The organism is Pandoraea faecigallinarum, assembly GCF_001029105.3.
In the GTDB taxonomy this organism is placed as follows: Bacteria; Pseudomonadota; Gammaproteobacteria; order Burkholderiales; family Burkholderiaceae; genus Pandoraea; species Pandoraea faecigallinarum.
In genome coordinates, this window is sequence record NZ_CP011807.3 from 2,520,408 (window position 1) to 2,535,166 (window position 14,759).

General features: G+C 65.2%; 13 protein-coding genes. 4 read left to right on the top strand and 9 right to left on the bottom strand.

Features of this window, described 5'->3' with window-relative positions:
- Window positions 1–8: 8 nt before the first annotated feature.
- The 7 genes from AB870_RS11090 to AB870_RS11120 form a co-directional block, all read right to left on the bottom strand.
- Window positions 9–236: a hypothetical protein gene (locus AB870_RS11090; protein ID WP_047908032.1), complete on the bottom strand. Its 228-nt coding sequence runs from the start codon at window positions 234–236 to the stop codon at window positions 9–11.
- Between the two features lies 1 nt (window position 237).
- Window positions 238–2,658, bottom strand: coding sequence for a catalase (locus AB870_RS11095; protein ID WP_047908033.1), 2,421 nt, complete (start codon window positions 2,656–2,658; stop codon window positions 238–240).
- 18 nt (window positions 2,659–2,676) lie between these two features.
- Complete coding sequence (locus tag AB870_RS11100) at window positions 2,677–3,312, bottom strand: DUF4142 domain-containing protein (RefSeq protein ID WP_053059682.1); 636 nt, start codon at window positions 3,310–3,312, stop codon at window positions 2,677–2,679.
- A gap of 47 nt (window positions 3,313–3,359) precedes the next feature.
- Entirely contained in the window at window positions 3,360–4,226 is an 867-nt protein-coding gene (locus tag AB870_RS11105) for an SDR family oxidoreductase (RefSeq protein WP_047908034.1), read from the bottom strand.
- Window positions 4,223–4,789, bottom strand: a complete 567-nt coding sequence (locus AB870_RS11110) for a hypothetical protein (protein WP_047908035.1) — start codon at window positions 4,787–4,789, stop codon at window positions 4,223–4,225. Before AB870_RS11110 ends, AB870_RS11105 begins: the two co-directional genes overlap by 4 nt.
- A 46-nt stretch (window positions 4,790–4,835) precedes the next feature.
- Complete coding sequence (locus AB870_RS11115; protein WP_047908036.1) at window positions 4,836–5,132, bottom strand: DUF2795 domain-containing protein; 297 nt, start codon at window positions 5,130–5,132, stop codon at window positions 4,836–4,838.
- A 121-nt stretch (window positions 5,133–5,253) separates the two neighbouring features.
- The gene (locus tag AB870_RS11120; RefSeq protein ID WP_047908037.1) at window positions 5,254–6,285 is read right to left on the bottom strand and encodes an SDR family oxidoreductase; all 1,032 of its coding nucleotides are present in this window, start codon (window positions 6,283–6,285) and stop codon (window positions 5,254–5,256) included.
- Window positions 6,286–6,967: 682 nt separating this feature from the next.
- Here AB870_RS11120 and AB870_RS11125 point away from each other — a divergent pair.
- Window positions 6,968–8,305, top strand: coding sequence for a glycosyltransferase family 4 protein (locus tag AB870_RS11125; RefSeq protein WP_084663576.1), 1,338 nt, complete (start codon window positions 6,968–6,970; stop codon window positions 8,303–8,305).
- Window positions 8,302–9,330, top strand: coding sequence for a UDP-glucuronic acid decarboxylase family protein (locus tag AB870_RS11130; RefSeq protein WP_047908038.1), 1,029 nt, complete (start codon window positions 8,302–8,304; stop codon window positions 9,328–9,330). Before AB870_RS11125 ends, AB870_RS11130 begins: the two co-directional genes overlap by 4 nt.
- Here the strand turns inward: AB870_RS11130 and AB870_RS11135 are convergent.
- Both AB870_RS11135 and AB870_RS11140 read right to left on the bottom strand, forming a co-directional pair.
- Window positions 9,228–11,036: a thiamine pyrophosphate-requiring protein gene (locus AB870_RS11135; protein WP_047908039.1), complete on the bottom strand. Its 1,809-nt coding sequence runs from the start codon at window positions 11,034–11,036 to the stop codon at window positions 9,228–9,230. The two genes, AB870_RS11130 and AB870_RS11135, sit on opposite strands and share 103 nt — an antisense overlap.
- 190 nt (window positions 11,037–11,226) lie before the next feature.
- The gene (locus AB870_RS11140) at window positions 11,227–13,002 is read right to left on the bottom strand and encodes a PAS domain-containing hybrid sensor histidine kinase/response regulator (protein WP_157112295.1); all 1,776 of its coding nucleotides are present in this window, start codon (window positions 13,000–13,002) and stop codon (window positions 11,227–11,229) included.
- A 32-nt stretch (window positions 13,003–13,034) separates the two neighbouring features.
- On the opposite strand from AB870_RS11140, the gene AB870_RS11145 reads away from it, so the two are divergent.
- Window positions 13,035–13,805, top strand: a complete 771-nt coding sequence (locus tag AB870_RS11145; protein ID WP_047908040.1) for a PIG-L deacetylase family protein — start codon at window positions 13,035–13,037, stop codon at window positions 13,803–13,805.
- Window positions 13,784–14,743 (top strand): glycosyltransferase family 2 protein, encoded by a 960-nt coding sequence (locus AB870_RS11150; RefSeq protein ID WP_047908041.1) that lies wholly within the window; start codon window positions 13,784–13,786, stop codon window positions 14,741–14,743. Before AB870_RS11145 ends, AB870_RS11150 begins: the two co-directional genes overlap by 22 nt.
- Window positions 14,744–14,759 lie beyond the last annotated feature (16 nt).

Sequence of the window (14,759 nt, forward strand, 5' to 3'; positions counted from 1 at the left end):
ACGACCGATCATTGGTACTGCGCGTCGATCCATTCGCGCGCGACGCTCGCAGCTTCCTCCAGCGCGGTTTGCTCGTCGGGATGTATGTCGTCTTTCAGCGTTTCGACTTCATGATGACGAATCATGCCTTCGGTGATTTGCACCAGTGCTTTGCCGGTGAACCCGCCGCTCGGATGCGGCAATGCGGAACAAATGACGCTGTAGCTGCGGTAACGGAATGTCAGGACGGCGGCCATATCAAATCTTGCGCCAGCCGGCGCTCTCCTCCCTGGCGAAGTGCCGGTGCGCAGAGACAGCCTGGATAAAAGCGTCGAGCGTCTGCGCGTCCGGCGTCGCGCTAAAGCAAACCCCGCGGTCGTCGGCCTCGGGGGCGATTCCGGCAGCGTCGAGCAACTGCCGGCCTTCGCCAATGGCAAGCAGCGTCTTGCAATGGCGGAATTGATTGCGGACGAACTCCAGCGCGTGGCCGTTGCTGCACAGCCGGTCCACCGCGGGATCGCCGGGAGCAATGACGACGGCGTCGAAGAGAAACCCCGGCTGGCTGTCCAGAGCAGCGTCGGCGTCGAGCATGCCGCCGCACGCCGGGCAAAGCCCGATGTGTTCGCCAACGAGCCGAACGTCTGCACGCCTCGCGCCGAGCGCTTCGGACACCGTCCGGACGACTTCGACGTCGGTCCCATCGGTCACGAGCACGGCGATCTTGCGCGCGGCAATGCCTGCTTCGCCCGGATGCGCCTCCATCGCGAGCGCCGCGGAGCGCTCGACTTCGGGTGCGGCCGGTGCGTCGGCCGCCGGCGGCATCGGGTCGGGCAGCGGCATGCCGAGCCCCTTCGCGATGGCCGCGGCCATCGGCTCGGACACATTGCGCAGCATCGAGAGCATACGGCGGCGAATGCCCGGCACCGTCACGTGACTCAGCTCGAAACGATACGCGTCGACGATATGGCGCTGTCCGGCTGGCGATTGACTCTCATAGAACAGTGTTGCCTGAGCAAAATGCTCGGCGAACTTCGCGGGCTTGCCGCGCATCTCCACACCGCCAGGCGGCATCGGTTCGGGGAACGGCACATAGCCGGTGGCGCCGGTCTGGAACGGACATCCGCCGCCCATCGAGTTTGGGTCGTAGGCGACGCGACCACGATGGATCGTCTGACGGTGCATGCCGTCGCGCTGATGGTTCTGCACCGGCACGACGGGGCCGTTGATGGGCAATTCATGGAAGTTCGGCCCGCCCAGCCGGCTGATCTGCGTATCGAAATACGAATGGATGCGACCGGCGAGTAGCGGATCGTTGGTGAAATCGATGCCCGGCACCACGTTCGCCACGCAGAATGCCACCTGCTCCGTCTCCGCGAAGAAGTTGTCGGGATTGCGCTCGAGTACCATCCGGCCGATGGGCATGACCGGAATCAGTTCTTCGGGAACGATCTTCGTGGCGTCGAGCACGTCGAAGCTGAACGTATCGGCCTGCGCCTCGGTGAAGATCTGCACGCCCAGTTCCCACTCCGGGTACTGCCCGTTTTCGATGGACTCCCACAGATCGCGGCGGTGGAAGTCCGGATCCGCGCCGGCGATCTTCACCGCTTCGTCCCACACGAGCGAATGTGTGCCGAAGCGCGGCGTCCAGTGAAATTTGACCAGCTTCGACACACCCTGCGCATTGACGAAGCGGTACGTATGGACGCCGAAGCCCTGCATCGTGCGAAAGCTCCGGGGAATTGCCCGGTCGGACATCAGCCACATCATCATGTGGGTCGATTCCGGGGAGAGCGAAATGAAGTCGTAAAACGTGTCATGCGCCGACGCCGCCTGCGGCATGGCATGGTGCGGCTCGGGCTTGACCGCATGCACGAGGTCGGGAAACTTCATGGCGTCCTGAATGAAGAACACCGGCATGTTGTTGCCGACCAGATCCCAGTTGCCGTGGTCGGTATAGAACTTGACCGCGAATCCGCGCACGTCGCGTGCCGTGTCCTTGGAGCCGCGTTCTCCGGCCACCGTCGAGAAGCGCACGAAAACCGGCGTGCGTTTGCCGGCTTCGGCAAACGGGGCGGCGCACGTCAGCTCGGTGAGCGATTCGTACGATTCGAAATATCCGTGCGCGGCAGAGCCGCGCGCATGCACGACACGCTCGGGAATCCGTTCATGATCGAAGTGCGTGATCTTCTCGCGCAACATGAAATCCTTGAGCAGCGCCGGGCCGCGCAGCCCGCCCACGAGCGAGTTCTGGTTGTCTGCCACAGACACGCCCTGATTCGTCGTGAGCGGCGTGCCCTGTGCGTCGGCGCGCACCCGGGAGAGCTCGCCCGTCACGGCATTCACACCCGGCGTTGCCGCGCCGCCGGTCTTGGGCGTCGCAAGTCGTTCTCCGAGCGTACTGGCATGGGCCGCGGGCGACGCAGACTTCGACGTGTCGCCCGGGGCTGGAATGCCGGCGCCGGCGCCATATTCGGATGCCTTCTCCGTGTTGTAGGGCATGCCGTCGACCGTCTGTCCCAACTCGCGGGATCGCTTCACGCCCGGATCGCGGCTCGCGGCGTCCGGCGCCGACGCCGGGCCTCCGTCGGACTGGCGGTAGCCGCTTACGGCGGCGAAGGCAGGCGTACCGGTCTGCGGCGTGGATGGCGCGCCCGATTGCGGCGTTTTGCGACGAGTCATGAATGGCTCCTGTACGTTTTAACGTGACTTCGTATTGGCAACGGACGTAGCGAGCTTGCGCGCCATCGTCAGGTGGCGTTGCAACGTGGGCAGTGTGCTGCGGGCGAACGCCTTGATTTCCGGATCGTCCCCGCTGTCCGCCTCGCGCTGGAACAGCCGTACGGCCTGCTCGTGCGCCGCCGGCCCGGCAGTCGCGACGTAGGCGACGTCGAAGTCGTGGCCCTGCCTGGATGTCAGCGTTTGCAACTCGGGGTTGACCTCGGCCGCCGCCGGGACGCGAATACCCTTGCGAGCGGCGATCTGTTGCAACTGATTTCCCGCCCTGGTGTGATCGGCGACCATCTGGCGCGCGAAGTTCTTGACCTCGGTGTTGGGCGAGCGCTCCAGCGCCAACTGGCTCGCCTGAATTTCGAGCATGCCCGAGCGCCCCGCCGCATCGACGAACGAAGCGTCGGCGCCCCCGGGCGGATGCGTCATGAGATCGGCGTCGCGCGGTTTGCCCGGGTCGATCATGTCGGTGCCGCCCGGCGTGGGTTCATGCGGCGTGAGCGGCGTTTGTGCGACGGCCATGATCGGGGTGACCAGCGCCAGTTCGGCGAGTACGCCGTAGAACCTTCGGTAGAAGCGTCCCTGACTGCGGTGTCTGAGTTTCATGACGAATCTCCTCAAAGTCGTCGAACATGGCGCGCGGGCCACCGGGCCTACCCGCCAACGGCCGTGCCCCCGTTCGGATGCAGCGTCTGGCCGGTCATGTAGCTGCCGTCGCGGCAGGCGAGCAGGACGTAGCTCGCCGCAAGCTCGTCCGGTTGTCCCGGCCGCTTGAGCGGCGTATTGGCACCGAACTTGGCTACCTGATCGGCGCTGAAGGTCGAGGGAATGAGCGGCGTCCAGATCGGTCCGGGCGCGACGGCGTTCACGTAAATGCCCTTGGGCGCAAGATTCGCGGCCAACGCCCGCGTGAACGAGACGATCGCGCCCTTGCTGGCGGAATAGTCGAGCAGCACCGGATTGCCCTGGTACGCGGTCACGGAGGCCGTGTTGACGATACGTGCGCCCTCCTTCATATGCACCAGCGCCGCTTGCGTCATGAAAAACATGCCGAACACGTTGGTCTGGAACGTCCTGAGCAACTGGGCTTCGGATATCTCGGTCAGGTCTTCGCGAACATGCTGCTCGCCCGCGTTGTTGACCAGCACGTCCAGATGGCCGAACGTTTTCACCGTCTTTTCCACTGCGTTGCGCGCGCTCTCGCGGTTGCTGATGTCTGCCTCGATGGTCAGACACTTGCGTCCTGTTTGCTCGATCAACTCGCGTGTCGTGGCAGCGTCTTCGGATTCTTTGAGATAGACGATGGCGACGTCGGCGCCTTCTTTGGCGAAGGCGATGGCCACCGCACGCCCGATACCGCTGTCGCCGCCGGTCACGATCGCAGCCTTGTCGACGAGTTTGCCGCTGCCGACATACTCCTTGGCCGTATCCTGCGGCTTGGGATCCATTTCGGCTTCCACACCGGGCTGCTGCTTCTGCGTTTGCGGCGGCGGGTGCTTGTCGTGTTGACTTGCGGTCATAGGTCGGACTCCTTGGTCGTTGGGGGTTGAGCAGGCGAAAGCGGTGAGAAGTCGCGCCATTCCCCGTCTTCCCATACGCCTTCGGTACGTTGAATGTCGTCGGCGCCGGCATTGCGAAGCACGGTCATGGCCGAGTCGGCCGTTTGCGCCGTGACGTGAGTAGCGACGATGACGCCGGCGTCGCGCGCGTCATAGCTTTGCGCTCGCGCGCGGCGGCTGCGCATGCGCGAGAGCGCGCCGGCCAACGCACCACCGTAACCGCCGACGAGCGCGGCAATGATCGGTATCGGCCACCACGGCACGCCGAACCGATAGATCGTCGCGCCGATGGCGGCACCGGCGATCAGGCCCGACACGAGGCCGAGCACCGCGCCCAATCCGCCCGGCCGCGCGCCCGGGTCCGCGTGCATGTCGCCGCCGATGGGAAAGCGCGCGTGCTGGCCGGCGGGATTGAGAAAGAAGATCGACACGTCATCGGTCCTGAAACGACGCGCGTACAGCCGGCGGGCCACCTCGCCCGCCTGGTCGAAAGTGTCGAAGCGGCCTGCGACGATCGTTGCCATGCCGTGCCTCCTGAATCGTGCCTCGTACGATCATGCCCGAGGCGCGTCACATCAACCGGCCGAGTTCCTTCGACACGGATGCGGGTGACTTGTATTCGATGTCCGGAATGTTCTGGAGCGTGTCGAGCACCTTCCGGTCGGCATGCTGATCGCGGGCGCACGCCAGAATTTCCGCCTTGCTGCACGGGTAATCCATCCCCTTGAGCGCCTTTTGCACGTCGACCGGGCTCGGCGGCTGGTTGTGCCCGGTTTGATGGCCGCCCTTGTCATGCGTGGCCTTCTCGCCCTCGTGCGAGCGTGAACGGCTCAGTTCGTGTCCGGTGTGCTGCTGACGATGCGTCATGGTTGTCTCTCCAATAATCGATGTTGCCGGGGGAATCCCGGGGGATGCCGAGTCATGTCGTGCCACTCCGGGCGCGGATGACAAATGCGACGTTGGCGCGGTGGCAGTGGTGTCTGCCGTGTCAGTGGGCCGCATGTTTGCGCATGCGCGTGATCGCCGTGCAGGCCAGCACCGCCGCGCCGACGGCCAGTGCGCCGCTCAGGCGCGGCCGTTTGGCCATCGTGGTGTACGGGCAGCTTCGGAACACCAAACCGTCCATGCCCTCGCGCTCCTGCATATCGCGCCCAGGCTCGTGCAGCGCGTTCTCTTCGCGGGGACGCGGCGGTTTGTCCGTGCGCTGCGAGCGGGAGAACAGGTTCGATGCCATCCGGTCGAAAAGCCCCGGCATGTGGTAAGCGCTCGACGAGATCACCTTGGCCGCCGCGCCGACGAACAGGTCCCGGTGCGGATGAGTCGCCGCGTGGAGAATCGCGTCGGCGGCGAGCGTCGGGTCATAGATGGGGGGCGGCAGCTTCGGTTCGACGTCGAGGTAATTCTTGGCATGCTTGACGAACATCGTGTCGAGCGCGGCCGGTTTGATCAGCGTGACGCTGACCGGCGCCTGCACCGATTCGAGTTCGAGGCGCAACGAGTCGGTAAATCCCTTCACTGCGTGTTTGGACGCCACGTAAGCGCTTTGGAGCGCAATCGGTGCGTCCGAGGCTTCGCTGCCCATGTTGATGATGGCGCCACCCACGCCGTCCTGCTTGCCGCGCAGATATTCGGCGGCGACCAGCGAGCCATGCACTACGCCCCAGTAGTTCGTGTCGAAAAGCTTGCGCTGGTCGTCGAGCGGCACATCCGAGGCCGCCCCGAAGATCGACACGCCGGCATTGTTGACCCACGTGTCGAATTCACCGAACGCTTCGATGGCCTTTACGGCGACGTTGCGCATCTGCTCGGCATCGCACACGTCGGCCTTGACAGGAATCGCCTGCCCGCCCTGCTCGCGGATCTCCTCGCAAAGTTGTTCGAGAGCGACTTCGTTACGGGCGACGAGCACGAGCTTTGCGCCACGGCGCGCCGCTTTGCGGGCCGTGACGAGCCCCACACCGCTCGTCGCACCGGTGATGACGATGACCTGCTCGGCGAGGGGTTTCAAGGTGTAGCTCATTGGGCAGACTCCTGAGTGAGAGAGTGCGGGAGACGAACACCGCATTGCAGCGGCATCGAAAAACGCTCGCCACGCCGGTCATCGGGAACGATGAACGGGTATTGCGCGGGCATGAAAGGTGGAATGTGACGGAACCAGGCATCCGGCGGTATCACCACGGCGGGCGCGAGTTGGCGTTGGGCTATGGGTAAGGCGGCGTTCATACGGATCCTCCGAAATGCGGCTTGCGATGGCATGCATTGCCTTCGCCTGCCTGCAAGCGATGCAAGTCGCGTTCCATGCCGTTCGTGCTCCGAACACGCATGCGTGGATGTCGTATGTCCCCCGGTTCATAGGCATCGCGAGAGGGCGTGGCGCGCGCATCGTGTCGCCGCGGGGGACACTGCCCGGACTTTTGTCCAACGTTTTGTAAGAAAGGTCGGCAACCTCTCGCGAAGATTGCGACACCCGGCAATGCGCGATCCTGCGTTCGTGAACGCGAAACCGACGAAGGCGAGAGCCGTTGCACGTCGTGAAATGCGGTTCGACGGGTCTCGCGCACACATGCCCTCGCGCGGCGGCGGAGCGTCGCCGAGGTGGCATGCGGCGTCTGTGCGGCATCGGCCGGACACTGGCACGCCACTTGCACAAGACGCAGGACGGGGCCGATACCTGACGCCTCCTGCTCAGCCGGAGTCACACCATGCAAAAAATAGCTTTGATCAGCGAGCACGCATCGCCGCTGGCCGCCATCGGTGGCGTCGATGCCGGCGGCCAGAACATCTACGTTGCCAACGTTGCCCGGCAACTCGTCTCACGCGGCTACCGCGTGGACATCTTCACCCGACGCGATGCCCCGTCACTGCCGGACGTCGTGCCGGTGGGCCGCAACATTCGCGTCGTGCACGTGCCCGCCGGGCCGCCACGCGAGATACCGAAAGAGCAACTGTTGCCGCATATGCATGAGTTTGCGGAATTCATGGTTCGCTACTGCGCGCAGGCCACGCCCGGATACGACATCCTGCACGCCAATTTCTTCATGTCCGGACAGGTCGGCATGCGGGTGCGCCAGGTGCTGGATATTCCGCTGGTGGTGACCTTTCATGCGCTGGGGCAGGTGCGGCGCCAATGTCAGGGCGCTTCCGACACCTTCCCCGACGAGCGCATCCAGATCGAGCGCGCACTGGCGCGCACCGCCGACGCGATCATCGCGGAATGCCCGCAGGACGAAGCGGATCTGGTTTCCCTTTACGATGCCGACCCGCATCGCATCGAGATTGTGCCCTGCGGGTTCGATGCACATGAGTTTCATCCCGTCACGCGCGCCAATGCGCGCGCGGCACTCGGCTGGGACGATGACGAGTTCGCCATCCTGCAACTCGGCAGGCTGGTGCCGCGCAAGGGCATCGATAACGTGATCCACGCCTTGCGGATCCTGCTCGACGATGCGGCCTGCGAGCGCAATGTTCGGCTGCACGTGGTCGGCGGGCCGGATTACAACGTTGACTTTTCGCACTGTGAGGAGTTGGCGCGACTGGCGCGACTGGCCGGGGATCTCGGCGTTGCCGATCACGTCGATTTCGTCGGGCGGCGTGATCGCGACGCCCTCAGAGACTTCTATAGCGCGGCGGATGTTTTCGTCACCACGCCCTGGTACGAGCCGTTCGGCATCACGCCGGTCGAGGCGATGGCCTGTGCGACGCCGGTGATCGGCAGCGACGTGGGCGGCATCCGCACGACGGTCGTCGACGGCGAAACAGGGTTTCTCGTGCCCGCCAAGCACCCCGAAGCGCTCGCCGAACGCCTCGCACAGTTGCGCGACGACCGTTGTCTGGCACACCGGCTGGGACTCGCCGGGGCGCGACGTGCCAATCGCCATTTCACCTGGAGCGGTGTCGCGGATCAGCTCTGTGCCGTCTACTCGCGACTGGCGAGCGCGCAGCGCAGCAAGGCGACCGTCGTGCCGCTGCCCCCCGTGCGCACCATGACCATCAAACCGGCGGTGCCCGTCACCGCCACGCTCAAGGAGAGCATCCGATGAAGGAACTGCATCGCAAGCGCGTGCTGGTGACGGGAGGTGCCGGCTTTCTGGGGTCGCATCTGTGTGAACGGCTCGTGCTCGCCGGCCACGACGTGCTGTGCGTCGACAATTTCTATACGGGCGTGAAAGACAACATCGCCCATCTGCTCGACGCCGGCAACTTCGAGCTGATGCGCCATGACGTGACCTTTCCGCTCTACGTCGAGGTCGACGAGATCTACAACCTCGCATGCCCGGCCTCGCCCGTACACTATCAACGCGATCCCGTGCAGACGACCAAGACGAGCGTACACGGCGCGATCAACATGCTCGGCCTCGCCAAGCGGACCGGTGCGCGCATACTGCAAGCCTCGACGAGCGAAGTGTACGGCGATCCCGGGGTGCATCCGCAGGCCGAATCCTATTGGGGCAACGTCAACCCCATTGGGCTTCGAGCGTGCTATGACGAGGGAAAACGATGTGCGGAGACGCTTTTCGTCAATTACCACCGGCAGCATGGTGTGACCACGCGAATCGCCCGCATCTTCAACACGTACGGCCCGCGCATGCATCCGCTGGACGGACGCGTCATTTCGAATCTGATGACGCAGGCACTGCGCGGCGAACCCTTGACCGTGTATGGCGACGGCTCGCAGACCCGGGCGTTGTGCTATGTCGACGATCTTGTCGACGGGCTGATCCGGCTCATGGCGGCCGACGTGCCGCCGGAGGTGCCGGTCAACCTAGGCAGCGATCACGAGTTGTCGATGCTCGACGTGGCGCGCGAAGTGCTGCGTGCCACGGGATCGAATGCGTCTATCGAGTTCCGGGCGCTGCCCTCGGACGACCCGCAACGACGTTGTCCCGATCTCACGACGGCACGCGAACGGCTCGGGTGGGCGCCGTCGACCCTGCTCGCCGACGGGCTCGCCCGCACCGTTCGCTACTTCTCCCAGCGACTGGCGATGCTCTCCCAGGTCTCGCGCATCGACGCCCGGGCAACGCCCATCGCTTCGCTGTCGCCGCTGAGCAATGCCCCGGTGTAATTGCGGAACATCTCCATCGTCATGTGCGGCGGGATAGGCGGAACGTTCGGGTCGGTGACCACATCGAGCACCACGGGTAGATTCGCATCGAACGCCTCCCGCCATGCCGCGCCGAGATCGTTGGGATCTTCCACGCGGATTCCGCCTAATCCCAACTGCCGGGCATACGCCGCGTAGTCGAAGGGCGGCAACGACTGCGATACCGCGAAACGCGGATCGCCTTCCTGTGCGCGTTGCTCCCACGTCACCTCGTTCAGATCGCCGTTGTTGAGTACCAGCACGGCCAGCCTCGGATCGTCCCACGTTTTCCAGAGTGCCGACAGGGTGATCAGCTCGTTGATGCCGTTCATCTGCATCGCCCCGTCGCCTGCGAGCGCGACCACGACCCGCGACGGATACGCCATTTTCGCGGCAAGCGCATATGGCATTGCCGCGCCCATCGACGCCAGCCCGCCCGAGAGCGAACCCATCATGCCTTCGCGAAGCTGAACGTCGCGCGCGTACCAGTTCGCCGCAGTCCCGGAGTCGGCAGTGACGATGGCGTTCTCGGGCAATTGGTGCGACAGTTCACGAAATACGCGCTGTGGGTTGATCGGCTTGGTGTCCGACGCCGCGCGACGGTCCATCACACGCCACCAGCGCGTTACGCGCTCCTGAATTTGCCGGCGCCAGTCGTCGTTCTGCCGCACGTGCAAGCGAGGCAGCAGCGCGTCGAGCGTTGCACGGGCGTCGCCGACCATCGCCACCTCCATGGGATAGCGCAGGCTCAGCATGCGCGGATCGATGTCGATCTGAACGCCGCGCGCCTGCCCCTCTTCCGGCAGGAACTCGGCATACGGAAATGCCGAGCCGATCATCAGCAGCGTGTCGCAATCGTTCATCATCTCCCAACTGGGCTGCGTGCCGAGCAAGCCGATCGCGCCCGTGACCCACGGCAAGGTGTCCGGAATGACGGCTTTGCCGAGCAAGGCCTTCGCCACACCCGCTTCGAGCCGATTGGCGACGTCGATAACGCCCGCCCCCGCCCCCATCGCGCCCGCGCCGACGAGTATCGCCACACGGTTGCCCGCATTGAGCACTTCGGCGGCGGCGTCCAGTTCGTCGTCCGAGGGAACGATGTGGCGCGGCGGCAGGCCCACGCCGTCGCGAATCGCGCCGCTGCGCACGGTGCCGTGAACACGTGGCGGAACGTCGACAGCCGGCAGATCCTGCACGTCGTTCGGCACGATGATGCAAGTGACGGCGCGCTGGTCATGAGCGATACGAAAGGCGCGATCGATCACATGCCGTGCCTGGGCGGGTGTAACGATCTCCTGCACGTATTCGTGCGCCACGTCCTTGAACAACGCGTGCAGATCGACTTCCTGCTGGAAATCACCGCCGAGCGACGCGCGCTTTTGCTGTCCAACGATGGCGACCACCGGCTGGTGATCGGCTTTGGCGTCGTACAGGCCGTTGAGCAAGTGAATGGCGCCTGGGCCGGAGGTGGCTAGGCAGACACCCGTTTCCCCCGTGAATTTCGCGTGAGCGCACGCCATGAAGGCCGCCATTTCCTCGTGCCGCACCTGCACGAAAGCCGGCTCGTTTTTCGCCCGCCCGAACGCCCCCACAATGCCGTTGATCCCGTCGCCCGGGTATCCGAATACACGCCGTACGCCCCATAGACGGAGCCGTTCGAGCAGAAAATCCCCTACGCGCTGTGTCATGACGTCGACCTCCCGGTAAATACCTCATCGCCGCAAGGTTCGTGCCGTGTCGCGCAATATCGCGTGCCGGCCGGCGGGATTGCCATGCACGGGTCAAGGGGCGGCGCACGCGCGAGCCGCCCTGTACGCTATCGGTGTTATCGGGTAATTTTCACAGGGCACTTGAAAAAATGGCATGTCCCGACGCCGGCTATTGCGACGTCAGCGTCAGAATCTGTCGCGCCAGCGAACGCAAGTCGACGGGCTTCGCGACGTACGCGCCAAAGCCGGCGGAAAGGGCCTGACGGCGCAGCGCATTGTCGGCGCGCGCGGTTACCGCCACGAGTGGAAGATTCGCCATGCCGCCGCGCGCCGCGCGGATCTCGCGAAGCTGCCGTGCGAGCCAGAACCCATCGCCGTCGGGCATCGCAAGGTCCGAGAGCACGATGGTCGGCATCGTTTCGCCAAGCGCGTCGAGCGCCTCCCGGCCGTTGCCGGCTTCATGGACTTCCGCGCCCAAGGTACGCAATGCGGCGGCCAGGCTCTCCCGCGACGGATCGTCGTCGTCCACCAGCAGGATGCGGTGCCCTTCGAGCACGGTCGACGGGTGCGTCGGCCCAGGCACGGCGTCGGACGGGACACCCGCCGCCACGGGCCGGTCATACGGCAGACGCACCGTGAACCGGCTACCGGTCCCGGCGCCGCGGCTTGCCACCTCGACACTACCGCCGTGGAGTTCGGCAATGTGGCGCACGATCGATAGTCCCAGTCCGAGGCCCCGGCGCGGCGACACCGGCGCGTTGGACTCGCGCCGGAACGCGTCGAACACATGCGGCAGAAATTCGGGCGCGATGCCCTGACCGGAGTCGATGACGGACAGCCGCAGCCAGTGCGCGTCCTGTTCCAGAGACACGCTGACATGCCCGCCGCGCGGGGTGAACTTGATAGCGTTCGACACAAGGTTCGTCAGCATTTGCCGCAGCCGCTCGCCGTCACCGAGAAGCAAGCCGGTGGTAGCCGACATGCTCGACGTGAGCGTCACGCCCTCGGCGTTCGCCATCGTCTGCATCGTGACCGTCACGTCATGCACGATGCGTTCCACGTCGACCAGTACCCGCTCCAGACGCAGCTTGCCGGTCGCCAGCGACGAGACGTCGAGAATGTCGTCGACCATGTGGGCCAGCGAACGTGCGCTACGGTCGATGGCGTCCACCGCCTGCGACTGCATCGGCTGACCCGAGGGGTGACGCAGCACCTCCACCCAACCGTAGATGGCGTTCAGTGGCGTTCGCAACTCATGCGAGACCGTAGCAAGCAACTCGTCTTTCAGACGATTGGACGTGTCGGCCTGATCGCGTTCGTCACGCGCTCCTCGCAGCGACTGCCGGATACGGCGGTTGTCGAGATGTCGCGCACTCTCGTCGCGCAGCAGAACCGTCGCGCCAACGCATTTGCCCGTATCGTCACGCAGCGGTGCGCTGGAGAACGTGGCGCGAAATGGCCGTCCGTCGGCACGCAGGCAGACGACGTCGACCGCCGTCGCTCGTGCGGCATCGACATTCCGGGGAAGCCGCAAGGGATGGCGGCTGAGCCAGTGGCGGGCGATGAAGCGCTGCGCACACTGCCCGATGGCATGCTCGGCCGGCACGCCGAACATGCGCTCGGCCGCAGGGTTCCACTGCGTAATGCGAAGCTCGGTATCGACACTGAATGTCGCATTGGGCATGGCCTCCAGCACACGCTGTGCGTGGCGCGCGCCGCCCGGGGCACCCTCTGCGTCTTCGCCGCCATCGTCACCCTTGTCGTCATTGTTGCCATAACGTCCGAACGAGTAGGCCGCCAGCGCGATCACGGGGAAATAGAGCCATCCGCTCAATTGCGCGACACCGTGCGGCGCGCGGTGTCGCAGCCACAGGTCCAGCCCCCAGACCATGACAGCGCTCAGGAGAATGAGGGTCCAGCGCCCGGCACGGAATTTGCTGTTCACGATGGCCACCGCAAAGATCGAGGACCTCGCATATGACGCAACGCTACCTTCCCGAGACGTGGGAGACGTCGAACTGGCTGGTGATATCGCCCCATCTCGACGATGCTGTTTTCAGTTGCGGGCGGCTTCTCGCCAGCGCCCCCGGCGCCGTCGTCGTCACGGTCTTCGCAGGTATACCGCCCGACGATGTCGCGGCCCCCCCGTGGGACGAAGCTGCTGGCTTTGCGTCCGGCAATGCCGCCATGCAAGCGCGGCGCGCGGAGGACCGTTCCGCCCTCGAACTGCTGGGGGCCGAACCCGTCTGGCTGCCCTTTCTCGACCGGCAGTATGTGGAGGGCAATACGCCGGACGCCATTGCGCCAGCGCTCAAGGCCGTCATGGACCAATATCCGGAGCGCCGTGTGCTGAGCCCGCTGGGTCTGTTTCACAGCGATCACGCGCTCGTGTTCGATGCGGTATGGACCCTGCTCAACGAGCGCGCCCACGCCCTCGTCGGCGCCGGACCCGAGCCCGACCCCGGTATGGCGCAGCTCGAACGGTGGTGGTTTTACGAGGACATGCCATATCGCCGCCTCAGCGGTCTGGTCGGGGCGCGCATCGCGGCATGGCGCAACGACGGTTACGCCGCGCGTCGCGTCGACCCCGTGCTGCCCGAGCTTGCCGACGCGGATTATGCGGTGCGCAAGGTGCAGGCCATGGAGGCATACGAGAGCCAACTGGGTCTGCTGGATCCCGAGGCGTTGATCGAACTGAATACTTCCGAGAGTTATTGGCAACTGCAATGGTCTCCTGTATCGCGCTAAGTGCATCTCCCGCTCGTGTTGTCGTACGGCGGGATCCCCGTCTGACCGTCGTCGTCCTGTCCCATCGGCGCCCCTTCGAACTGCGGCGAACGTTGCGACGTCTCGTCGCGCTGCCCGAACGGCCCTCCATCATCGTGGTCGACAATGGTTCCGACCGCTCGCTCATGGACATGGTCCGGGAACAATTTCCCGACGTCACCCTGCTTCGCTCGGCGACGAATCTCGGCGCATGCGCCCGCAACATCGGTGTACGCCACGCCCGAACGCCTTACGTGGCGTTCTGCGACGACGACACCTGGTGGGAACCCGGTTCGTTGTGCCTTGCGGCCGACTGGCTCGACAAGCACACGCATATCGGCGCCATGACGGCGCGGGTGCTCGTGGGCGTGGAGCGCCGCGAGGACACCACGAGTACCATCATGCGACGAAGCCCGCTCGACACGTTCTCCCGGCAACCCGGGCCGACGATTCTCGGCATGCTCGCCGGTGCGACGGTATTTCGCAGAGCCGCATTCATCGCCGCAGGGGGCTATCACCCCCGCTTCTTCCTCGGCGGTGAGGAGGCCCTTCTCGCACTGGACATGGCGGCGCGAGGCTGGACGCTCGTCTACAGCGATCAGTTGACGGTGCATCACTACCCCTCCCTCGTGCGCGACGTCGCCACACGACGGGCCACCCTCGCTCGCAATGAGGTCTGGACCGCCTGGCTGCGTTTGCCGCTCGGCGCAGCATTGCGTCAAACATGGCGGCTCGCCCCGCGCGTGTGGCGCGAAGCAGGCGGCATTGCCGGCTGGGGCCACACGTTGCGCGGGCTGCCATGGACGTTGCGCGAGCGTCGCGTCATTCCCCCTCGCGTGGAAGCGATGCGCCGGCGCGTCGAAGCCGAGGAACGCCTCGCTGCCATGACCAAGGCCTCGGGCGCACGCCAACGCCGCTGAACGAGCCGACCGGGCT